Genomic DNA, 16,693 nt, shown 5'->3' with positions numbered 1-16,693 from the left:
CATACAGAAAATAAGGGTTCCTTTCCGCACCGAAATATGATAGACCAGTAGTATCCTTTTTTAACAGCTGGAGTAGGTGCGCATTCATGTCGAAGTGGAGTACGTTGTGGCGGTCGGATCGGATGATTTACCTGCGCCTCCGGGCGTTCATGTTTTTCATGTTCGGCCCGGTGGCTTTGTTCCTGCCTTACTTGCCGTTATATTTGCAGCATTACGGGTTCACGCCCGCAGAAATCGGGTGGCTGCTGACGATCGGACCGGTCGTCGCCATGCTCGCCAATCCGGTGTGGGGATTCGTGAGCGACCGGCTGCAGAACGTGAAGCTCGTACTGCTGATCCTGATGCTCGGCTCGCTCGCGGCAAGCCAGTTTTTGTTCCATCTCCGGCCGTTCTGGGCGGTGTTCGCCGCGATGATGCTGTTTTACTTCTTTAATACGTCGATCAACCCGATCAACACGACGCAGGTGTTCCAGACGATCGAGAACACGCCGCTGCGATTCGGCAGCTTCCGAATCTGGGGTTCGCTCGGCTACGCGGTCATCGTGCTCGCCGCCGGTCCGGTCATGGAGGCGCTCGGCATCTGGCAGCTCGGATGGGTATACGGCGCGGCGATGGCGGTCGCGATCTTGTTCGCCCTGGCGCTGCATCGTCCCGCGTCCCCCAAAGGCCGGTCCGCCCGGCGGACGATTACGTTCCGCGAGACGATCCGATCGCTGCTGCAAGGCCGGTTCGCCTTGTTTCTGGCGGCCAGCCTGCTCATCTTCATCCCGAACGGGGTGACCGCGCTCTATTTGTCGTTATTCATCGAGGAGCTCGGCGGCACGGCGTCGAGCATCGGCTGGTCGATGTTCGCGGCCGCGGTGCTGGAGGTGCCGTTGTTCTTGCTGCTGGACCGCTGGTCCAAGCCGAACGCTCGCTCGATGCTCAATTTGCTGCTGTTCGCCACGGTCATGTACGTCGTCCGCTGGCTGCTCATGGGCTTCGCGACGACCCCGTTGCACATTGTGCTCATTCAATGCATGCACAGCTTGTCGTTCGGCTTTTACATTTACACGGCGGCGCAGCTCGTCGAGTACTTGACCGAGCGGTCGTTCCGCGCCAGCGGCCAGACGATGTACGCGCTCGTGCAGGGGGCGCTGTCGATGGCGATCGCCGGGTCGCTCGGCGGCTACTTGTACGAGCGGCTCGGACCGCATACGTTGTACCTGCTCTGTTCGGGCCTCACCGTGATCGGCTTCGCGGTCATGTTCGCGCTCCGGCTGTCGCTGACGAGAACGAGGGGAAACCAGGAGCGGGACGACGGACTTGCCTCGGAAGGGTAAACAAAGAGAAACCCCGGCCGCGAGCCGGCGGCGGAATCGATCCGCTCGCCGGCCCGGCCGGGGTTTTATTCGTTACGGATGCAGCGGCGCCGGGGACGCGCAGGAGCTGCTCATCCGGTACACCGCACCTTGGTCGCTGCTGTCGTGGAAGCCGTGCATCGCTTCGAGCACGTGGAACGCGAGGGCGTCGTTCGCGCGATGCGGGCGTCCTTCGCGGATCGCGTTCGCCATGTCGAGAACGCCGACGCCGCGGGAGTTGCCGTCGTACGGCAGCGCGACCGGAACGTCCTCCCACTCGGTCTCGCCGAAGCGGCGCAGCCGCACCGGACCGCCGAACGTATTCGGATCCGGCACCGCGAGCGTCCCCTTCGTACCGTAGATCTCAATGTTTCGCAGCGAGCTGCCCGCCGGAATGTCGAACGACGTGATCATCGTCGCGATCGCGCCGCTCGCGAAGCGGAGCGTCCCCGTGACGTGCGTCGGCACTTCGACTTGAATCGTCTGTCCGCGCTTCGGCTCGCTCAGAATCGTGCGCTCCTTATGCGTGATGCGCGTCATGCCGGAAATTTCCGCGATCGGCCCGAGCAGCGCGACGAGCGCCGTCAAGTAGTACGGGCCCATGTCGAACATCGGGCCGCCGCCGGCTTGATAGTAAAATTCCGGCGCCGGATGCCAATGCTCGTGGCCGCGGCTCATCATGAACGCGACGGCCGACAGCGGCTCGCCGATCGCGCCTTCGTCGATCAGCCGCTTGCACGTCTGAATGCCCGCGCCGAGGAACGTATCCGGCGCGGCGCCCGCGCGCAGCCCCTTGGCGGCCGCGAGCTCGACGATGCGCCGACCGTCCTCGCGGGACACCGCGAGCGGCTTCTCGACGTACACGTGCTTGCCGGCTTCCAGCGCGCGAATGCATACTTCCGCGTGCGCCGCCGGGATCGTCAGGTTGACGACAAGGTCGACGTCCGGGCTGGCCAGCAGCTCGTCGACGGAGCAGCCTCTCGCCACGCCGTGCTCGGCCGCCTTCGCCTTCGCCCGCTCGACGTCGAGATCGGCGCAGGCGACGACCTCGACGCCTTCGAACGCCTGCAAATTTTTAAAATAAATCCCGCTGATATTGCCGGTTCCGATAATGCCTACCCGAATCGTTGTCATGTCTCGTCTAGGGCTCCTCTTACAAAATATTATCCTGCATGCCGGTATACGATCCCGCCGCCGCGGCCGTCGCCTTCGCCTTGCCTTCCGCGGCCCACAGGAAGCCGCGGCGCATGATTTCCGTCACCTGCGGCATCGCGATAATGTTCGCTTGATGCCCCAGCGTGCAGTAGAATACGCGCCCTGCGCCCCAACGCTTCGTCCAGACGACCGGCATGTCGACCGCCTTGTTCGGCGAATGCGGCCCCGGCACGTTCGGGTTCGGGAAACGCGTCGTCGCGAGCACCTCGACCGCCGGATCGACGTGCATATAATATTGCTCGCTCTTCACCTCGAAGTCTTCGATGCCCTCGAGCAGCGGGCTGGAGCTGTACTTCACGCTGACCGTGTACTCGACGCCGTCGTTGCCCGGATGCGCGACCCACTGGCCGCCCGTCATGAACTGCCAATCGACGTTCGTCCGGAACGCGTCGCACATGCCGCCGTGCGTGCCCGCGATGCCGACGCCCGATTGAACGGCCGCCAGCACGTTACCCGCGAGCTTGCCCTCGATTTGTCCCATCGTCCAGTTCGGCACGATCAAATCCAAGCTTTTAAGCTTGTCGACGTCGGCGAACGCGTCGAGCGTATCCGACACTTCGACCTCGAAGCCTTCCGGCTCGAGAATCCCCTTGTACAAGCCTGCGACTTCCTCCGGTTGGTGTCCGAGCCAGCCGCCCCAGACGATTAACGCTTTCTTTGTGCTCATAGTATGGTTCCTCCTCCGTATTGTCGAAAACGCCGAACGCCGGATTACATCTCTTCGATCGCTACCCAACGACGTTCGTCGATGGACCGGTCCACCGCTTCCAGCACCGCCTGGCACTTCACGCCGTCATGGAAGTTCGGCGCCGGCTGGCGATCTTCGCGGAACGCTTCCATCAGCTCGTGCACCTCGTGGATGAACGTATGCTCGTAGCCGATCGTGTGACCCGGAGGCCACCACGCCGCGGCGTACGCATGGGACGGATCCGTCGCCAGGACGCGGCGGAAGCCTTGTACGTCTTCGGCGTCGTCCGTGAAATATACTTGAAGTTCGTTCATCCGCTCGAAGTCGAACTTGACGCTGCCCTTGCTGCCGTTGATCTCGAACGAGTTCGTGCAGCGATGTCCCGCGGCGAAGCGCGTCGCTTCGAAGCTGCCGAGGGCGCCGTTCGCGAACTTCGTCATAAACAGCGTCGCGTCGTCGACGGTGACTTGGCCGCGCGGGGCGTCCTTGCTGCCCTTAGCGCTGAGTCCCGTCATCGAGGACGGCATCGGACGTTCCTTAATGAACGTCTCGTTCATGCCGATCACCTCGTTCATATCGCCGACGAGGTAGTGCGCGAGATCGATGAGGTGCGCCCCGAGATCGCCGTGCGAGCCCGAGCCCGCCACTTCCTTCTGCAGCCGCCAGACGAGCGGGAAGTCCGGATCGATGATCCAATCCTGAAGGAACCACGCGCGGAAGTGGAAGATGCGCCCGAGCCGCCCTTCGTCCACCAGCTTCTTCGCGAGCTGCACCGCCGGCGCGAATCGGTAGTTGAAGCCGACCATATGCTTCACGCCCGCTTGCTCCGCCGCCTGCAGCATCTCGCGGGAATCGGCCAGCGTCAGCGCGAGCGGCTTCTCGCAGAACAGATGCTTCCCGGCCGCCGCCGCCGCGATGGCGATGTCCTTGTGCGCGTCGCTCGGCGCGTTGATGTCGATCAAGTCGATATCGTCGCGCTTCACGAGCTCCCGCCAGTCCGTCGTATAGCCGTCCCAGCCGAACTGCTTCGCCGCCGCGCTTACCCCGGCTTCGTCGCGGCCGCACAAGGCGGCCATGACCGGCTTCGTCGTCTCCGGGAAAAACATCGGCAAATCCCGGTACGCGTGACTATGCGCCTTCCCCATAAACTTATACCCGATCATGCCTACGCGAATTTCGCCCACAACGTATTCCTCCCTTGGGAAAATGATTCCTTTATGACAAGCGGGAAGATTCCCGCGTCACAAACCTCGTCTCGAGACGCTGCGCGCTCGGCCCGGCCTCTTCAGTGTCTCCCGCGATACCGTCGAGCAGACGCTCGGCCGCGCGAACGCCCATCTCGAAGAAGGGCACATGCACCGTCGACAGCGGCGGATCGGTCGTCCGGGACGCGTCCGAGTCGTCGTAGCCGACCAAGGCGTAGTCCGCTCCCGCCCGCAGGCCTCTCTCCTTCAACCCCTGCATCAAGCCGATCGCCATCCGGTCGTTCGCCGCGAACACCGCGTCGAATTCCCCCCTGCGTTCGTACAAGGTCTCGGCTAGCGCGTATCCGCTCTTGCGGCTGTAATTGCCCGTGAACTCGAGCGATTCGTCGAACTTGACGCCGCCGGATCGCAGCCGGTCGACGAAGCCGTCCCGCCGGTCGACGCTGTTCGAGAACGACGCAGGCCCGTTCACGAGCGCGATGCGCTTCCGTCCGGAGTCGAGCAGATGCTCGGCGACGAGCCGGCCGCCTTCCCTGTGGTCCGCATCGACCTGATCGTACGGCTCGTCGAACCGTTGGCCGACGACGCAGAACGGCCAGCCTTGCTCGTGAAGCGTACGCAGCGCGCGGGCTTCGGATACGTCCGACTTGGCGCCGAGGATGAGGCAGCCGTCTACCTTCCGCATACGGAAGGCGCTTTCATAGTCGGGCGCCGCGTCCGCTTGCCGGAACTGAAGGAGAAGATGGTAACCGCGCTTCTCCACGGCATGGCCGATCCCGGATAAGATTTCGGAAAAATAGTATGCGGAAAACAAGTGCACCTTCGGCACGACCGGGAGCATCACGCCGACGTTGCCGCTGCGCTGCGTCACGAAGCTGCGGGCGATCGCGCTGGGCGTATACCCGAGCCGGTCCGCGGCTTCGAGGACGCGTCGCTTCGTCTCCTCGCGAATCGGGCCGACGCCGCTCATGACGCGAGACACGGTCGCTTCGGACACGCCGGCGAGCTCCGCCACTTGTTTGCGTTTCGACGTAAGCCATCCCTCCCGACGATCGAATGTACACGTGTACATTTTCGCATTCGCTTCCATCGCCTGTCAATCCCTTTGTTAGATCGTTAACGCAATAAATTATTAATACGCTCCCTCTTCCTCTTAGTGCTATCGATCTATTATACTGATAGGAAAATGTATCCAATCTAAGGGAGAGAAACTTTGTATGCAAGCCTTACGTCCCCGCTTTTCGCTTCGCTGGAAATTATTGATCGTCTCCTTCCTGCTCATGGCCGTACCTACGCTCATGTTAGGCACGATCGTCTTCCGAACCTCGACGACGGAAACGGACGCCATGCTGGAAGACAGCCTGAAGAACAACGTTCGTCTCGTCGTCGAAACGATCGGGCTTTTAGATACTCAAGCGAAATCCGGATTGCTGCCGCTCGAGCAGGCGCAATCCCAGCTGAAGGATATGCTCCTTGGGGCCTACCGGACGGACGGCACGCGTCCGATCAACAAGAACATCGATCTCGGGGCGAACGGGTACTTCTTCGTGCTCGCCGACGACGGCACGGCGGTCGCCCATCCGAAGCGCGAAGGGCAAAGCCTATGGGAGGAGCGATCTTCGGACGGCTTCTTCTTTATCCAAGACTTGATCGCCAAGGCGCAGAACGGCGGCGGATTTACCGAATACGCATGGCCGCTGCCGGGCGAAGGCGTAACCGAGGAAGCGATGAAGATTACCTACGCGGAGAAGGATCCGTACTGGGGGTGGATCGTCAGCGCCGGCTCGTATATCCAGGATTTTAACGAAGGGCAGCAACGGATCGAAAAAGCGATCGCCGTCACCGTCGCCGTCGCGCTCGTCGTCGGTCTCGTTGCGACCGTCGCGTTCGCCTATTACGTCACGAGCCCGATCTCGCTCGTCTCCGCGCGGCTGCGCCGCATCGCCCAAGGCGAGCTGAACGCCCCGCCGCTTCGGGTGAAGCGGCGCGACGAATCCGGCCTGCTCGCGGAGGATACGAACACGATGGCGGCCCACCTTCGGACGCTTGTGTCGGAGGTGTCGAGCGGCGCCGCGAGCGTTCTTGACGCCTCACATCAGCTGGCCGCGTCCGCCGGTCAGTCGGCGCAGGCGACGCGAGGCGTTACGCAGTCGATCGCAAATATCGCGCACGGCGTCGACTCCCAGTCCGCCGCCGCGGCACAAAGCGCACGCGCCATGGAGGAGATGACCTCGGGCATCCAGCGCATCGCCGAGACGTCGGCCGTCGCGTACGACTCATCCGTTCAAGCGACGTCTTCCGCCTCAAGCGGCGTCGAGGCCGTCGAACGAGCCGTGCGGCAGATCGAGCAAGCGGTCGGCGCGGTGCGCGAGCTTTCGTCGACGATCCACGGACTCGAGCGGCGCTCGGAGGAGATCGCGACGATTTTGGAGCTGATCTCGGACATCGCGCGCCAGACGAACCTGCTTTCGCTCAACGCGAGCATCGAAGCCGCGAGAGCCGGCGAACACGGCCGCGGCTTCGGCGTCGTCGCCGGCGAGATCAAGAAGCTGGCCGAGCAGTCCGACCGCTCGACCGACGACATTCGCCAGGTGATCGAGAAAATCCGCGGCGACATCCAGTACTGCGTCGCGTCGATGACGGCGAGCGAGCGCGAGGTGCAGGAGAGCGCGGAGCTCGTCGTCCGGACGGGCGAAGCGTTCCGCACGATCGACGCCGCGGCGCGGCGCGCGCTCGGCCAAGTCGAGGAGACGACGGCCGCGTCGGAGCAGATGTCGGCAGGCTCCGAGGAAATCGCCGCGTCGATCCAGGAGATCGCGGACATCTCTTCCAAATCCGCCGCCGCGACGCAGGAAATATCCACCGCCTCGCAGGAGCAGCTCGCCGTCATGGAGTCGATGGAGCAGTCGGCCCGCTCGCTGGCCGAACTGGCGCGGCAGCTGAAGGACGCCTCCTCCCGCTTCCGCTTGTAATCGCCGCGGACGCGGAACGGGACCGCCCCAAGTCGAAACGACTTGCGGGCGGTCCCGTTTCATATCCATGCTTATTTTGAGGATTCGCTGTATTTTTTGAAATTGTCCATGAACGCCTGCCAGCCTGCCTGTTGCATTTCAACGGAATTGGTGCCTTCCGCTTCGAACGTTTCCACGATTCTTGTATCGTCTCCTTGGCGAATGAAATCGATCGTGACCTTTCTTCCGTCCCCAAGCGTGTAAGCAAGATGCTCGTTGACTCTTACGTCGTCATACACGCCGCCGAAATCGAATCCGAAACTGCCGTCCTTCGCTTCCATTCTTGTAACGAAGCTTCCGCCGACCCTGACATCGTTCTCGGCTCTAGGCGCGTGCCAGTCCTCGGAAGCGAAAGACCACTTCGTGATATGCTGCGGCTCCGTCCAGTATTTCCACGCTTCTTCGACCGGGGTATGTACTGTGGTTTCTACGGTGATCGTTACTTTTTTTTCTGTTTCCATATCCATTAGCCGCCTCTCAAGAATAATAGATTTTACTTACGTTCCTCATGCTTACAATATACACCGAAAGGAATATTCCTGTCAAGGAATATATCTGATTAAAGTAACTCTCGGCTCGCGAAAGTCCTGCCCGCGCGCCGACCTTCCTCCATCCTCCGGCCGTCGCCCTTTTTTTCGTTTTGCTTTAACTCAGGAAGTAGAAAAAGTCGTTTTCCCTTTACAACATTGTAGAATCGGTAACGAATCGTTCCTGAGTTAAAGACAAAAGGAAAAGATGTACCTGCCGCCGCCTTACCGAGGGAAAGCTTAAATCCCTACTTTTTCGACTCGAGCATGCGGCGCGTTCGTTCGACGTCCTCGTCGCTCGGGACGGCGTCGCCGTAGCGCACGCGATCGTACAGCTCGACGAGCGCCGATTGCTTGCCCCCGTCGCTCGTCGGCGTTCCGCCTCGACCGGCAGGCCGAGTAGCCGCCCAGGCGATCACGTCCGCCTCCGTCTCTCGGGGCGTCAGATGGCGGCGCGACTCGTATCCGGCGTCGACCGCCGCCCGCAGCCAGCGGCGGTACAAATACCGCACCCGCTCCGCGTTCGTGCGCTGATCCTCCCACCGTTCGGCGCGGCTGCGCGCGACGAGGCGGCCGAGCCACGATTCGCGGACGCGCCTGCCGACGGACTCCCAGGAGAAGACGGTCGTCTCTTCGTCCACGTAAGCGGCATCTTCCGGCGTTCGGCCCGAACGGGTCAGGAACGCCGCCAGCCTGCGCAGCCACTCGCGAAGAAGTCCGCCGGCGTTGCGGTACACCCATCTCCCGAGCAAGAAGAGAAGCGCAAGCGCCGCCGCGATGCCGATCGCGTACCCGATGATGTCGAGAATTTGCGCCCATAACCCGGGCTCCCCCTCGGCCGCCGGCAGCCCTTCCGGCATCGTCTGCGGCGGCGGCTCGGGCGCGGGCGCCTCTTCCGCCGGCGCTTCGTTCGGCAATAGGCCGAACAGCCAACGGAAGAACGCGAATAACAGCTTGCCGAACGCATTCCCGAAGGCGGCCGTCAGCGCGACGACGACCAGCAGCACGGCGGCCATCATCGCGCGGTTATGCCGCCGCAGCGACGCCGGCACGCTTCGCGTGCGGCTCGCCGCGAGCGACGCGCCGCGCAGGAACGTGCCGTTCGACGCGAACAACGCGATCGCGAGGCTGACGGCGCCGCCGATCGTGAGCGCCGTCACCGTATCCCGCAGCGCGTCGAGGCGCGGATACACGATCGCGGCGACGAAATACAGAGCCAAGCCGTACCACAGCCATTGCGGAGCTTCGATCCGCTCCGAGACGGTTACCCCCTGCAGCGCCGCGACGAAGCCTGCGCCCGCCATGACGGCGGCGAGCAATTCGTCGGCGCGCGCGAGCAGCAGCGCTCCGAAGAAGGCCGCTCCGATCAACAGCCCGAGCCCGAGCTGCTGCCAGCGGCGATTCCAGCGCAGACTCGCCGCCGCGCCCGCGAAGGACGCCGCCGCGATCCCGATCGCAGCCCCTACGACCCCGGACGGACGAAGCCATGCGTATAATGCTAGCCAAACAGGCAGCAGCAGCAGCAGCTCAATAGAGGAGGAGATCCATAACGTTCGCAGACGCAAGATCGCATTCATCGACGGCGGTCCCCCTCTCCTTCGACGTAGAGCCACTCTACGCCGTTGCCTCGGCGGCGCAGCGCGTCGACGCGCTCCTCGAGCTCGGCTCCGCGATGGCAAGAGATGATTAAGTAGTCCGTGTCCGACGGGTCGCCCGACAGCTCGTCGTCGAGTTGCGCGTGCATCGTCACCGCCGTCTCGAGCTGCAGCTTCGCCATCGTCTCGAGCAGCGCGGTCAGCTGCGCTTCGCCGCCGCCCGGATCGAGGCGCACCGGAAGCTTCGGTCCGCCGAACGTCCACCCGTTCGAGAGCAGCCCCGTCTCGACGCCTTGCCGCATCGCGTAGACGGCGACGGAGGCCGCATAGCTGATCGCCCGTTCGATGCGCTCCGGCTCGAGCACGGCGCTCCACATCCGGTCGTGCGTCTCCAGGTTGATGCAGATCATGAGCCGATGGTCCGCCGTGTAATCGTTCCGATGCACCTGCATCCGCCCCGTTCGCGCCGTCGCCTTCCAGTTGACGGACCGAAGGGCGTCGCCCGACCGGTATTCGCGCGTGCCGGCGGTCAGGAACGGATCCTCGACGATCCATCGCCGCACCGTCACGTCGCCGAGCCAGCTATGGGCGGGCAGCGGCACCTCGCGCATCGGAACGACCTCCGGATAGACGGTCAGCGTAAGCGACAGCGGGAACCGGCGCGACGGCCGCGTCAAGCCGACCGGGTCGCCCGCCGTCATCGTCGCGGAATCGAGCATGTAATATCCGCGCTTCGCGGCGACGACGCGGTGGCGCCTGACGATCTGGCGATACGAACGCAGGCTGAAGAGGCTGATATGGTTCTGGAACTTCTCCCCGCCGCGAATGTCGAGATTTTGCTGTTCGCCGAAGACGAGCCCTTGCGCCATCATCGACTCGAGCCGCACCCAAGGCAACGGCAGCAGCTTCCGGTTGACGATGCGCTCGACCATCTCGATCTCTTCGCCCGCGAACACCGCGTGCTTGGAAAAAAAACGCGCGTACCCGACATGATTTAAAGAGAACTTCCCGTACACCCAAGCGATCAGCCCGAGGAGGACGGCCGCGTTGACCAACATCCAGGCGAGCATCGCCCGCTACCCTCGGGCCGACGGCGCCGGCTCGGACGGCACTTCCAGGCCGTTCAACAACTTCCGTACGACGTCGGCGCCTCCCGAATCGCGCGTTCTCGCCGCGCTGCGGGTCAAGATGCGGTGCGCGAGCACCGGCGCCGCGACCGCCTTGACGTCGTCCGGCGAGACGTAGTCCCGCCCCTTGACGGCCGCGTGCGCCTGCGACGCCCGCATCAACGCTTGGCAGCCGCGAGGGCTGACGCCGAGCAGGACGTCCGCGTCGGCTCGCGTCGCCTCCGCGAGGCGCACGATGTAATCGAGCAGCTCCTCCCGGATGGCGACGGAACGCGAGAACCGCTGCGCATCGATGACGTCGGCGGCGGAAGCGACCGGCTCGAGCGTCTCGAGCGGGTTGTCCTCGCGGAATCGGTGCAGCATCGACAGCGACTCCGCATGCGATGGGTACCCGACGGGAATGCGCATCAGAAACCGGTCGAGCTGCGCCTCCGGCAGCGGGAACGTGCCCTGGTTGTCGACGGGGTTTTGCGTCGCGATGACGAGGAACGGCGCCGTAAGCCGATGCGTCACGCCGTCGATCGTAATCTGCCTCTCCTCCATACACTCCAAGAGGCTCGACTGCGTCCGCGGCGTCGCGCGGTTGATCTCGTCCGCGAGCAGGATGTTCGTAAACAGCGGTCCGGGACGAAACTCGAATTCCCCGCTCTTTTGGTTATAAAAATTGATTCCGCTTACATCGGACGGAAGCAAATCGGGCGTAAACTGGATGCGCTTGAAGTCGCAGCCGAGCGAGCGGGCGAGCGTCTTCGCGAGCAGCGTCTTCCCCGTGCCCGGCACGTCCTCCAAGAGCGCATGCCCGTTCGCGAGCAGCGCCGTAAGCAATAAGTCTACCGTCTCCGTCTTCCCGACGACGACGGCGCCGACGTTCCGGCGAATCGCCTCGATCATGCGGCCTAATCTTTCCGCGTTCATCATTTCGCGCTCCCCGCTTTCTTGTTTCGCATCGCGAACTCTTGCTTCAAATCCGTGCGTTCCAAAAACCGCTGGTATTCCTCCGATTCCATCGGAACGATCGCGATGCGGCCGGCTTCGTCGTAATGGACGCCCCAGCCGAACTTCTTCGGCAGCATCGACGCCCGCATGCACGGCTGTCCTTTCGACAGGAGCTCGCCCCGCACCTGGGCCCGCCTCGCCTCGTCGACGGCTTCGCCGGCGAGCTTATGGCGGATGTACGTCTCGACGATCAGCCCGTCAAGGTCGTACGTATACGGATGCTCCGTCAGAATCTCGTATTGCACCTCGTGCGCGGTCTTCGTTTCCTTCTTGGACGCGGGCACGATCCCGCGCTCCGCCGGACAGTCGGCCGACACCTTCACGAACGTATTTACGATTTTATTCGTCATGCGCAACGAACGCCTCGCTTTCTTGGTACGTAAGTCAATCCGCCTTCGGGTCCAGCTGCACCGCGGCCTGCTTGCCGCTCAGCTGGATGCCCGTCTTCTTCGCGCCGAACGGCGCGAGCTCCTTGATCAAATCCTCCAGCAACCGCTTCGCCGCCTCGCCCTCTTTCGCGCCCGACAGCTTCACGACGAACAGCGCGGCGTCTCCGCCCTTCAAGATGCGTTCGGCCTGCGTCTTCTTCGTATCGAAATCATGCGCTTCGATCGTAGGCGTGAGGCGAATCTCCTTCACCTTCGGCGCGCGTTCCTTCCGCTTCTCCTGCTGCTTCGCGTCCCGGGCCGCGCCCGCGCCGATCAACCGGCACGGCGGCGGACTGCTGAACAGCGATTCGCAGACGAGGTCGACCTTCAGCTTCTTCGCCAGCGCGAGCGCCTCCGTCGTCTTCATGACGCCGAGGTTTTCTCCGTCGACGCCGGTCAGCGCCACTTCCGACGCCTTGATTTTTTCGTTCTTGATCATTGTGTTAACTCCAATCGCGTGTCTATAATATATGAACCTATATTACCGCGACGAAGGAGTCCGTATCAATGAATCGCAAAGACCTGGAAGATCAAATTATAGAAAATTACCGCAAAGACGAGCGAATGATGATTCTGGCGTTCGCGCAATGGAGCATCAACCGCGGCCTCGACCCTCAGGAGTTGTACGAGCGGGCGTACCCCGGACAGAAACACAACCCCGAGCTGCTCGCGGCGCTCGAGTTGACCGTCCCCAAGGAGGAAGCAGGCGATGTCGCGGACGAGACGGTGCTGAACATGCTCTCCGTATTCGGCAACGACGACCTGGCGTTCGTCGTGTCGGAGGCGATCCGCAGCCGAAAATAATACCGGTTACGCGTTCTCGGACAGCCGCCGCTTCGCTTCGAGCAGCGCGGCCACGATGTCGTCGATCTCGCCCGGATCGTCGATATGCGTCGCCACGTACCGTTCCCGGTAGCCGCCCGACGACAGCTCCAACAGGACGTGACGCTTCGCGTCGTCGTACACGATCTGAATGGCGTCCTTCACGAGCAACGAATGCAATGTCATGAGCCAACCTCCTTGGAAAGAGGATACCATAATAAGGAAAGCCCGCCCAGAGCGAATCGCTCCGAGCGGGCTTCTTTCGTGCGCCGCGACGTTAATACAACGGATACTTCACCCGCAAATCCTCCCGGTGCAGCACGGTGGAATCGTGACGGATGTAGTGGCATACGTACGAGCGGCGCCAGCGGTCTTTACTCCGGTTTTTGTTGGAAGAATGAATAAGCAGTTCATGGAAAAAGAGAATGTCCCCCTTTTCCATCACGACCGGAATCTGGTTACGCAAGTCGACCCCTTCGGTTTGGTGCGTCCACGCTTCGTGCTCTTCCAGGTTCGTCACGCTTCCGTGAGGCAGCAGTCCGAGACGATGCGTCCCCGGGATGACCCAGAGGCAGCCGTTCTCCTCGTCCACCAGTTCCTCCATCGCGATCCAAGCCGCCACCATCGACTTCGGGTCGTCCTTAATATAATAGTAGTCCTGATGCGCCGCCTGACCCGGGGACCCCGGCTCCTTGTAGAAGTACATGCTCTGAACGCAAACCGCTTCGTCCCCCATCACCTGCGCCAGCGCGCCGCGGACGATCGGAAGCTTCATGACCTGACGGGAGAAGCCGTCGTGGATATGCGGGTTGAAGAGACGTACCGAGAACCGATCCTTCTCCTGCACCGGTCCGCCCCCCTTCCGCGGCAGCGCCCACTCGGGGATGTCGTCTCCGGAGCGGATGTCTCGGATGTGTCCGTTGAAGGCATCGATCAAATCCGCGCTGCAGCCTCCCTTCACCAGAACGTACCCATGCTCGTGAAAGAACTCTACCTGTTCTTCGGTCAACGGCGTTAATCTAGCCGGAAAAACCGCCTCTTTCTGCATGAACGCTGCCCCTCTCGCCATGAACGTTTGCATCCATCATAAGAAAATCCCCGCAGACGAACAATGGCTGCATCTGATATGATTGTGTCTATAATTGATCATCGGCGACAAGGAGAGGGTGCGAATGGAGCCGTTCCCTATGGAATATGTCCGCGGCGCCTCCCCCGGCACCGTCATCTACAACCCCGGCGGCGCATTCGGCCCGCGCCTCCAGCTCGACGTGCAGTTCGTTCTGCTCCATACCGGGGCGATGCGGGTCGAGATCGACGGCGTTCCGCTCGATTGCCCGCCGGGCCGCGTCGCGATGCTGCTGCCCGGCCGGACGGAGACGTTCGCGTTCCACCGAACGATGCCGACGTGGCACCGGTGGATCGCCGTCGAGGTGAACGACGCCGCGGCGGCCGCGCGCCTGCTCGAGCCGCTCCCCCGCGTCCAACCGCTGACGGAGGAATTCAATCGGCTCGCGGACCTGCTGCTGTCGCTCCGGGATAAGGAGCGGCTGGCCGACGGCGTCGCGAAGGCGCTCGGGCTCGCGGCGGTCCGTCTATACGCCGAGATGGCGTCGCGCTCGCCGAAGACGACCGCCGCGCACGAATCGGTGACGGCGGCGAAGGCGGCCGCGCATCGGCGATTCGGCGAGGACTTGACGCTCGACGAGCTGGCGAAGGAAGCCGGCGTCTCGCCCGAGCATCTCGTCCGATTGTTCAAGCGGCACGAAAACACGACGCCGATGCGGTACGTGTGGCAGTACCGCGTGCTCGCCGCGCACGACATGCTCGTCCACACGGGGCTCTCCGTCGGGGAAATCGCGGCGCGGTGCGGGTTCAAGACGTCGTACCATTTCGCCAGAATGTTCAAGCAGCGAATGGGCAAATCGCCGTCGCAAGTCCGCAAGGAATCTTGGCAAGGGTTGGTCTAGCGGAGGAGAAATCGGTATACTTATACGCAGATGCGTCGTTTTCGCCTTACATTCTTTCCCAGGGAAGCGAGGAACGTTCATGAAATTTCAAGAGTATCCGTACGTCCGCCCCGATCTCGCCGCATTCGAGAGCCGATTCCGTGCGCTGCTCGACGCGTTCGAGCGCGCCGAAAGTCTTGAATCGGCGGCCGCAGCCTTCGAGGCGATCAACGACGCCCGCGTGGAGGTGTCCTCGATGTTCGCGATCGCGCGCATCCGGCATACGATCGATACGACGGATCCGTATTATAAGGGAGAGCAGGAATTCATCGACGAGCAGTCTCCCGTCTATCAAGGACTTATTACCGACTTCTATAAGGCGCTCATCGCGTCGACCTACCGGCCGCAGTTGGAGGCGCAATGGGGACGTCAGCTGTTCGATGCCGCCGAGCTGGCGCTGAAGACGTTCGATCCGTCGATCGTCGAGGAGTTGAAGGAAGAAAACAAGAAGGTCAGCGAGTATATCAAGCTCGTCGCCTCGGCCCGCATCGAATTCGACGGCGAGGAGCGGACGCTGTCGCAGCTCGCCCCGTTCCTCCAGTCGACGGACCGAGCGACGCGGAAGCGCGCCGCCGACGCCCGGTACGCCTTCTTCGAGGCGAACGAGGAGACGGTCGACGCGATCTACGACGACCTCGTGAAGCTGCGCACGAACATCGCTCGCAAGCTCGGCTATCGCGACTTCACGGCGCTCGCGTACGCGCGCATGGACCGCACCGACTACGGTCCCGAGCAGGTCGCGGCGTTCCGCAAGCAGGTGCTGGAGCATATCGTGCCGGTCGCCTCCGCTCTGCACGAACGCCGCCGGGTACGGCTCGGGCTCGACAAGCTGCGGTACTACGACGGCATCTCGTTCCTCAGCGGCGATCCGAAGCCGAAGGGCGACCCGGCCTGGATCGTGGAGCGAGCCAAGGCGATGTACGCCGACATGTCCCCGGAGACGAACGAATTTTTCGAGTTTATGCTCGAAGGCGGCCTGATGGATTTGGAAAGCAAGAAGGGGAAGCGCGTCGGAGGCTACTGCTCATTCATCGGAACGCATAAGGCGCCGTTCATCTTCTCGAACTTCAACGGCACCGCGCACGACGTCGACGTGCTCACGCACGAAGCGGGGCACGCTTTCCAGGCGTACTTAAGCCGGGACTTCGCCGTGCCGGAGTACATTCATCCGACGCTCGACGCCTGCGAAATTCACTCCATGAGCATGGAATTTTTCGCGTGGCCGTGGATGGAGTCGTTCTTCCTTGAGGATACGGCGAAATACAAGTTCTCGCATCTGGCCGGCGCGATTACGTTCATCCCGTACGGCGTTGCGGTCGACGAATTCCAGCATGTCGTGTACGCGAATCCGGAGATGACGCCGGCGGAGCGGAAAGCGGCATGGCGGGACATCGAGCGGAAATACTTGCCGAATCGCGACTACGACGATATGCCGTTCCTCTCGCGCGGCGGGTTTTGGCATCAGCAGCAGCACATTTTCAAGAGCCCGTTCTACTATATCGATTATACACTGGCGCAAATTTGCGCCCTGCAGTATTGGAAGCGCGCGAACGACGACCGAGGCGAAGCGTGGGCGAGTTACGTCAAGCTGTGCCGCGCCGGCGGCAGCGAATCGTTCACTTCGCTCGTGCGGCTCGCGGGCCTGCGTTCGCCGTTCGAGGACGGCTGCGTCTCGTCGATCATCGGCGACATCGACGGCTGGCTGCGCGGCATCGACGACAAGGCGTTGTAAT

17 protein-coding genes are annotated in these 16,693 nt (G+C 62.5%); 5 read left to right on the top strand and 12 right to left on the bottom strand.

The genetic code is table 11. The annotated features are described in order from the left end of the window. Positions 1–86 precede the first annotated feature (86 nt). The gene (locus FE782_RS05790) at positions 87–1,322 is read left to right on the top strand and encodes an MFS transporter (protein ID WP_138193125.1); all 1,236 of its coding nucleotides are present in this window, start codon (positions 87–89) and stop codon (positions 1,320–1,322) included. Between the two features lie 72 nt (positions 1,323–1,394). Here FE782_RS05790 and FE782_RS05785 read toward each other — a convergent pair whose 3' ends face one another. Genes FE782_RS05785 through FE782_RS05770 form a run of 4 tightly spaced genes read right to left on the bottom strand, consistent with a single transcriptional unit; the run spans position 1,395 to position 5,538 of the window. After that, the gene (locus FE782_RS05785) at positions 1,395–2,474 is read right to left on the bottom strand and encodes a Gfo/Idh/MocA family protein (protein ID WP_138193124.1); all 1,080 of its coding nucleotides are present in this window, start codon (positions 2,472–2,474) and stop codon (positions 1,395–1,397) included. 19 nt (positions 2,475–2,493) lie between these two features. Next, entirely contained in the window at positions 2,494–3,222 is a 729-nt protein-coding gene (locus FE782_RS05780) for a ThuA domain-containing protein (RefSeq protein ID WP_138193123.1), read from the bottom strand. Between the two features lie 44 nt (positions 3,223–3,266). Then, entirely contained in the window at positions 3,267–4,427 is a 1,161-nt protein-coding gene (locus FE782_RS05775) for a Gfo/Idh/MocA family protein (protein WP_138193122.1), read from the bottom strand. 31 nt (positions 4,428–4,458) lie between these two features. Continuing rightward, on the bottom strand, positions 4,459–5,538 hold the full coding sequence (locus tag FE782_RS05770) for a LacI family DNA-binding transcriptional regulator (RefSeq protein ID WP_238392362.1): 1,080 nt from the start codon (positions 5,536–5,538) through the stop codon (positions 4,459–4,461). 127 nt (positions 5,539–5,665) lie between these two features. Between FE782_RS05770 and FE782_RS05765 the strand changes: the two genes are divergently transcribed. Further along, positions 5,666–7,420: a methyl-accepting chemotaxis protein gene (locus FE782_RS05765; protein WP_138193121.1), complete on the top strand. Its 1,755-nt coding sequence runs from the start codon at positions 5,666–5,668 to the stop codon at positions 7,418–7,420. Between the two features lie 71 nt (positions 7,421–7,491). On the opposite strand, the gene FE782_RS05760 is transcribed toward FE782_RS05765, so the two are convergent. From FE782_RS05760 to infC, 6 genes are all read right to left on the bottom strand, one after another. After that, entirely contained in the window at positions 7,492–7,920 is a 429-nt protein-coding gene (locus tag FE782_RS05760; protein WP_138193120.1) for an SRPBCC family protein, read from the bottom strand. A gap of 314 nt (positions 7,921–8,234) precedes the next feature. Further along, a complete protein-coding gene (locus FE782_RS05755) occupies positions 8,235–9,563 on the bottom strand; it encodes a DUF4129 domain-containing protein (protein WP_138193119.1) in 1,329 nt (442 codons plus the stop codon). Next, positions 9,560–10,651 (bottom strand): DUF58 domain-containing protein, encoded by a 1,092-nt coding sequence (locus FE782_RS05750; protein ID WP_138193118.1) that lies wholly within the window; start codon positions 10,649–10,651, stop codon positions 9,560–9,562. The genes FE782_RS05755 and FE782_RS05750 overlap by 4 nt, the downstream gene beginning before the upstream one ends. A gap of 6 nt (positions 10,652–10,657) precedes the next feature. Continuing rightward, positions 10,658–11,623: an AAA family ATPase gene (locus tag FE782_RS05745; protein ID WP_138193117.1), complete on the bottom strand. Its 966-nt coding sequence runs from the start codon at positions 11,621–11,623 to the stop codon at positions 10,658–10,660. Next, positions 11,623–12,054: a DUF6157 family protein gene (locus tag FE782_RS05740; RefSeq protein ID WP_138193116.1), complete on the bottom strand. Its 432-nt coding sequence runs from the start codon at positions 12,052–12,054 to the stop codon at positions 11,623–11,625. The genes FE782_RS05745 and FE782_RS05740 overlap by 1 nt, the downstream gene beginning before the upstream one ends. 34 nt (positions 12,055–12,088) lie before the next feature. Continuing rightward, the gene (gene infC, locus FE782_RS05735) at positions 12,089–12,571 is read right to left on the bottom strand and encodes a translation initiation factor IF-3 (protein WP_138193115.1); all 483 of its coding nucleotides are present in this window, start codon (positions 12,569–12,571) and stop codon (positions 12,089–12,091) included. Positions 12,572–12,639: 68 nt separating this feature from the next. On the opposite strand from infC, the gene yxiS reads away from it, so the two are divergent. Beyond that, positions 12,640–12,936, top strand: a complete 297-nt coding sequence (yxiS, locus tag FE782_RS05730; protein WP_138193114.1) for a protein YxiS — start codon at positions 12,640–12,642, stop codon at positions 12,934–12,936. A gap of 6 nt (positions 12,937–12,942) precedes the next feature. On the opposite strand, the gene FE782_RS05725 is transcribed toward yxiS, so the two are convergent. Both FE782_RS05725 and FE782_RS05720 read right to left on the bottom strand, forming a co-directional pair. Continuing rightward, positions 12,943–13,140, bottom strand: coding sequence for a hypothetical protein (locus tag FE782_RS05725; RefSeq protein ID WP_138193113.1), 198 nt, complete (start codon positions 13,138–13,140; stop codon positions 12,943–12,945). 91 nt (positions 13,141–13,231) lie between these two features. Next, the gene (locus tag FE782_RS05720) at positions 13,232–14,023 is read right to left on the bottom strand and encodes a phytanoyl-CoA dioxygenase family protein (protein WP_238392361.1); all 792 of its coding nucleotides are present in this window, start codon (positions 14,021–14,023) and stop codon (positions 13,232–13,234) included. Positions 14,024–14,126: 103 nt separating this feature from the next. Between FE782_RS05720 and FE782_RS05715 the strand changes: the two genes are divergently transcribed. Further along, entirely contained in the window at positions 14,127–14,921 is a 795-nt protein-coding gene (locus FE782_RS05715; protein WP_138193112.1) for a helix-turn-helix domain-containing protein, read from the top strand. A gap of 79 nt (positions 14,922–15,000) precedes the next feature. Beyond that, positions 15,001–16,692, top strand: coding sequence for a M3 family oligoendopeptidase (locus tag FE782_RS05710; RefSeq protein ID WP_138193111.1), 1,692 nt, complete (start codon positions 15,001–15,003; stop codon positions 16,690–16,692). The last annotated feature ends 1 nt before the right edge of the window (position 16,693 follow it).

This window comes from Paenibacillus antri, assembly GCF_005765165.1.
GTDB lineage: Bacteria > Bacillota > Bacilli > Paenibacillales > YIM-B00363 > Paenibacillus_AE > Paenibacillus_AE antri.
This window is presented reverse-complemented; position numbering and strand designations above follow the sequence as displayed.